Below are 3172 nucleotides of genomic sequence, written 5' to 3'. Positions count from 1 at the left end.
GCAGAATGTAACTTACCCGGCGGCCTGAATTATATTCATTGGTTAAGTGACCGGGCTTTCTGAGCAGCGGAATGAAACTGCGAAAAAATCTGGAATCAAAAGTGAAGTAGTCGCCGAGAAATATCGTGGAAGAAAAGTTTACCGATATTTTTCAAAATTCATATGAAGACCATCTCGGAAGAAAAGCATATTTACAGCCTGGATTATCAGGCTGAACATGAAGTAATTTTTAATGATGAAGTCATCGGGTATTTGGAATTCGATAAAAGTACCCCGTCACAGGATAAACTAATTGATCTCAGGGGAAGAGCCCTTATTTATGATGACTATACAAAAATCCTACAAAAATACAAATCGAAGAAAAAGGATAAGAGTGACCCGCAATTAACAACTAAGTAAGAAGCTAATTTAAAAACTAAGGAAACGATCCCCTTCCCCTTTCAAAGATTGCAATTCAAAAACCAATTTTTTATATTTATATTTAAATTAAAAAGAACACTCGCAATATTTTCACTCTAAAACCGGAACACTGCTCATGAAAGTTGGTTACTTGCAATTTCGTCCCCTCTTTGGTCGCGTTCAGAGAAATCTGAACAAAGTAATCCAAGCATTAGAACAAGTCAAAGCTGATCTAATCGTCCTCCCCGAGCTGGCATTCACCGGCTACTATTTCAAAGACCGGGCAGAGACCCTAGCGTTTGCAGAAGATCCGGCGGCCTCTAATACCGTTGAGAGCTTGACAGCACTTTGTAAAGAAAGAGACTTTTATCTGGTTACTGGCTTCTCAGAAAAAAAGCGGGACAAAGTTTTTAACAGCAGTTTACTGCTCGGCCCTGAAGGAATAATTCACACTTACCGAAAACTGCATCTTTTTAATGAAGAAAAAAACTGGTTTGACCCCGGCGACACTCTCCTGGAAGTGCAGGAAGTACGTGGGGCAAAAATCGGTATGATGATTTGCTTCGATTGGATCTTCCCGGAAGTGACTCGAACCCTTAGCGTACTCGGCGCTCAAATTATCTGCCATCCATCAAATTTGGTTCTCAACTACTGCCAGCAGACTATGCTGTCCCGCTGCATAGAAAATAATATTTTCGCAATTACGGCCAATCGTTTTGGCATCGACAAACGGCCCCACGGTGAACTGCGGTTTACGGGGAAGAGTCAAATCGTCGCCCCCAAAGGTGTGCTGCTGCAGCGCGCCCATTCGCAACGTGATTCTTTATACATCACTGAAATCAATCCCGAAGAAGCGGACAGTAAAAATATCACCCCGCTTAATCAACTCATGGATGACCGACGGCCGGAGTTCTACGCTTCTCTTTGCCAGACTTGAAGATAATCTGCATTAGACGCAACATTTTTGGAGATGGTGTGGGATTCCATCAACCTGCCATCCGCTGACCGGGAAAAATCTGATTCGTTCGTTCCAGCGTTTTGATAAAAAGCTCCGGCAGCTGATTCTCCACCGATTTAAGTTTGGACACACACGCGAAAACCTGATTCCAATCTCCCATCTCATAAAATATGACCAACTTAAGTACTTCGCCCATGAGCCCCTGGCGTCCCACCAGGGCATTTTTGATGTCGTCTGAAATTGGCAGTTGTTCTAAAATATCCGGCAACGGCTGATCCAGAAAGGCGTCGAGCAGGGAAAACAAGCCCATCAGGAAAAGCTCAGATGAGCGCTCTTTTAACCCAACTAATGGCGCCAGCAATTCGCTGAGATTGGCCCGGGACAATGAAGTCAGCACGAGTTCTTCACACTTATCCGCTCCCATGCTGCTCATCGCAATCAGTGACAACCATTTCTGCGCCTCCTTCATACCGATTAAAGTCAGGGCATGTCTAACAGAACGGATGCGGTTGGGAAAACCAAAGTAAGGTGAATTGATATAGCATAACATTTTGTAAGTCAGGGTCACGTCTTCTTTAAAAATCTTTTCTAATTTATCGTAGTCGAGATCCGGCTGGTTCACTTGCTGCAACAGCCGTAGAAAATTCATCTTGGAGGCAGATAAAGCCTGGCCGGCAATAATCTCAGGTTCGGCAAAGAAGTAGCCCTGGAAATAAGTGTAGCCCATCTCAACAGCTTGCCTGAATGCCGCGCGGGTTTCCACTTTCTCAGCCAGGAACTTTATTCGTTTTGAGTTAACTTGTTGAATGACCGTACGGCGGGTTTCCGGCGCCGTGTTGATAAAATCGACTTTAATAATATCGATGAAATCCAGCAGCGGCGTGAACTCGGGCTTGAATACGAAATCGTCCAGAACCAGGGTGTAGCCTGATTGTTTCAATTTTTTGCAGGTCGCGACTATCTTTGCATCCGGTTCAACATCCTCCAGAATCTCCACGCCCATGAGCTCTTTGGGAAAAACCGTGGCAATCTCTTTAAGCAGAAGGTTGCGGGTAAAATTGATGAAGGCCATTTTCCCCCGGGTGATGGTTTCCATGCCGATTGACAAAAAGCCATTGGTAATCACCAAGGAGGTGGCATGATCGCCATCGGCATCATCGTAAAAATTGCTTTTGAGTCCGGAACGATAGAGGAGTTCATAAGCGTAAACATTTTGGTCTTTATCGAAAATAGGCTGGCGCGCTAAGAAAGCTTGCATAATTTGAATTCTGAAGCGGAAAAATGTTGGTTTTTTAATACTAAATATCGCCTCCTTATTTTAGTTCTTTAAGTTTTCTTCTTTTTAATTGCTGCCTGCCGCCTTGCACACGATGAAACCTCCCCTGAAAATATTTTTTATTGACTCATTCATGATATTTTTTCATTTTGTGAACAAGATCTCCGACCGAAAAAAGAGGAAAAACCCATGATAGTCTTATCTGCCAATCTCTCAGCTGCAAATCGCCAAAAAGGTTCGCTGTATGTCAAGGCATCGGTATTAATGAGTTTCCTATTATTATTCCTATTTGGGGTATTATACAGCTAGCTTTTTGACAATTAATCAATTTCCCCTTGTTTGGCAATGAAAAATTTGTAATCTTCGGGGTGTTATTCAGAACCATAGAAAACATATGTTAGGGCGGCTAAGCTCAAGATATAAAAAAAGAAACCATCAAGTTTCAAAATTTTTTTTGGGAGATGCCTGACTTTTTATTTCTTTTTTATATTAATGATTTACGACTCATAATTTATTGCATCACGCCGCCCCCGAAAAAT

General features: G+C 42.6%; 4 protein-coding genes. 2 read left to right on the top strand and 2 right to left on the bottom strand.

The genetic code is table 11. From position 1 onward, the window contains the following. A partial coding sequence (locus IH879_21885) for a DUF3667 domain-containing protein (protein ID MCH7677577.1) occupies positions 1-148 on the bottom strand: 148 nt, incomplete at its 3' end. 14 nt (positions 149-162) lie between these two features. On the opposite strand from IH879_21885, the gene IH879_21880 reads away from it, so the two are divergent. Beyond that, a complete protein-coding gene (locus IH879_21880; GenBank protein ID MCH7677576.1) occupies positions 163-399 on the top strand; it encodes a hypothetical protein in 237 nt (78 codons plus the stop codon). 136 nt (positions 400-535) lie between these two features. Next, positions 536-1336: an acyltransferase gene (locus tag IH879_21875; protein MCH7677575.1), complete on the top strand. Its 801-nt coding sequence runs from the start codon at positions 536-538 to the stop codon at positions 1334-1336. 49 nt (positions 1337-1385) lie between these two features. On the opposite strand, the gene IH879_21870 is transcribed toward IH879_21875, so the two are convergent. Next, a complete protein-coding gene (locus IH879_21870; protein MCH7677574.1) occupies positions 1386-2615 on the bottom strand; it encodes an HDOD domain-containing protein in 1230 nt (409 codons plus the stop codon). Between the last annotated feature and the right edge of the window lie 557 nt (positions 2616-3172).

The organism is candidate division KSB1 bacterium (assembly GCA_022562085.1).
Classification (GTDB): domain Bacteria; phylum Zhuqueibacterota; class Zhuqueibacteria; order Oceanimicrobiales; family Oceanimicrobiaceae; genus Oceanimicrobium.
The sequence above is the reverse complement of the archived record's forward strand: the minus strand, read 5'-3'. Positions and strand labels throughout refer to the sequence as shown.

What these genes read in the sequence shown, in the direction of transcription:
- IH879_21870 (MCH7677574.1), bottom strand. Translation starts at nt 2,615, where the DNA reads ATGCAAGCTTTCTTAGCGCGCCAGCCTATTTTCGATAAAGACCAAAAT.
- IH879_21875 (MCH7677575.1), top strand. Translation starts at nt 536, where the DNA reads ATGAAAGTTGGTTACTTGCAATTTCGTCCCCTCTTTGGTCGCGTTCAG.
- IH879_21880 (MCH7677576.1), top strand. Translation starts at nt 163, where the DNA reads ATGAAGACCATCTCGGAAGAAAAGCATATTTACAGCCTGGATTATCAG.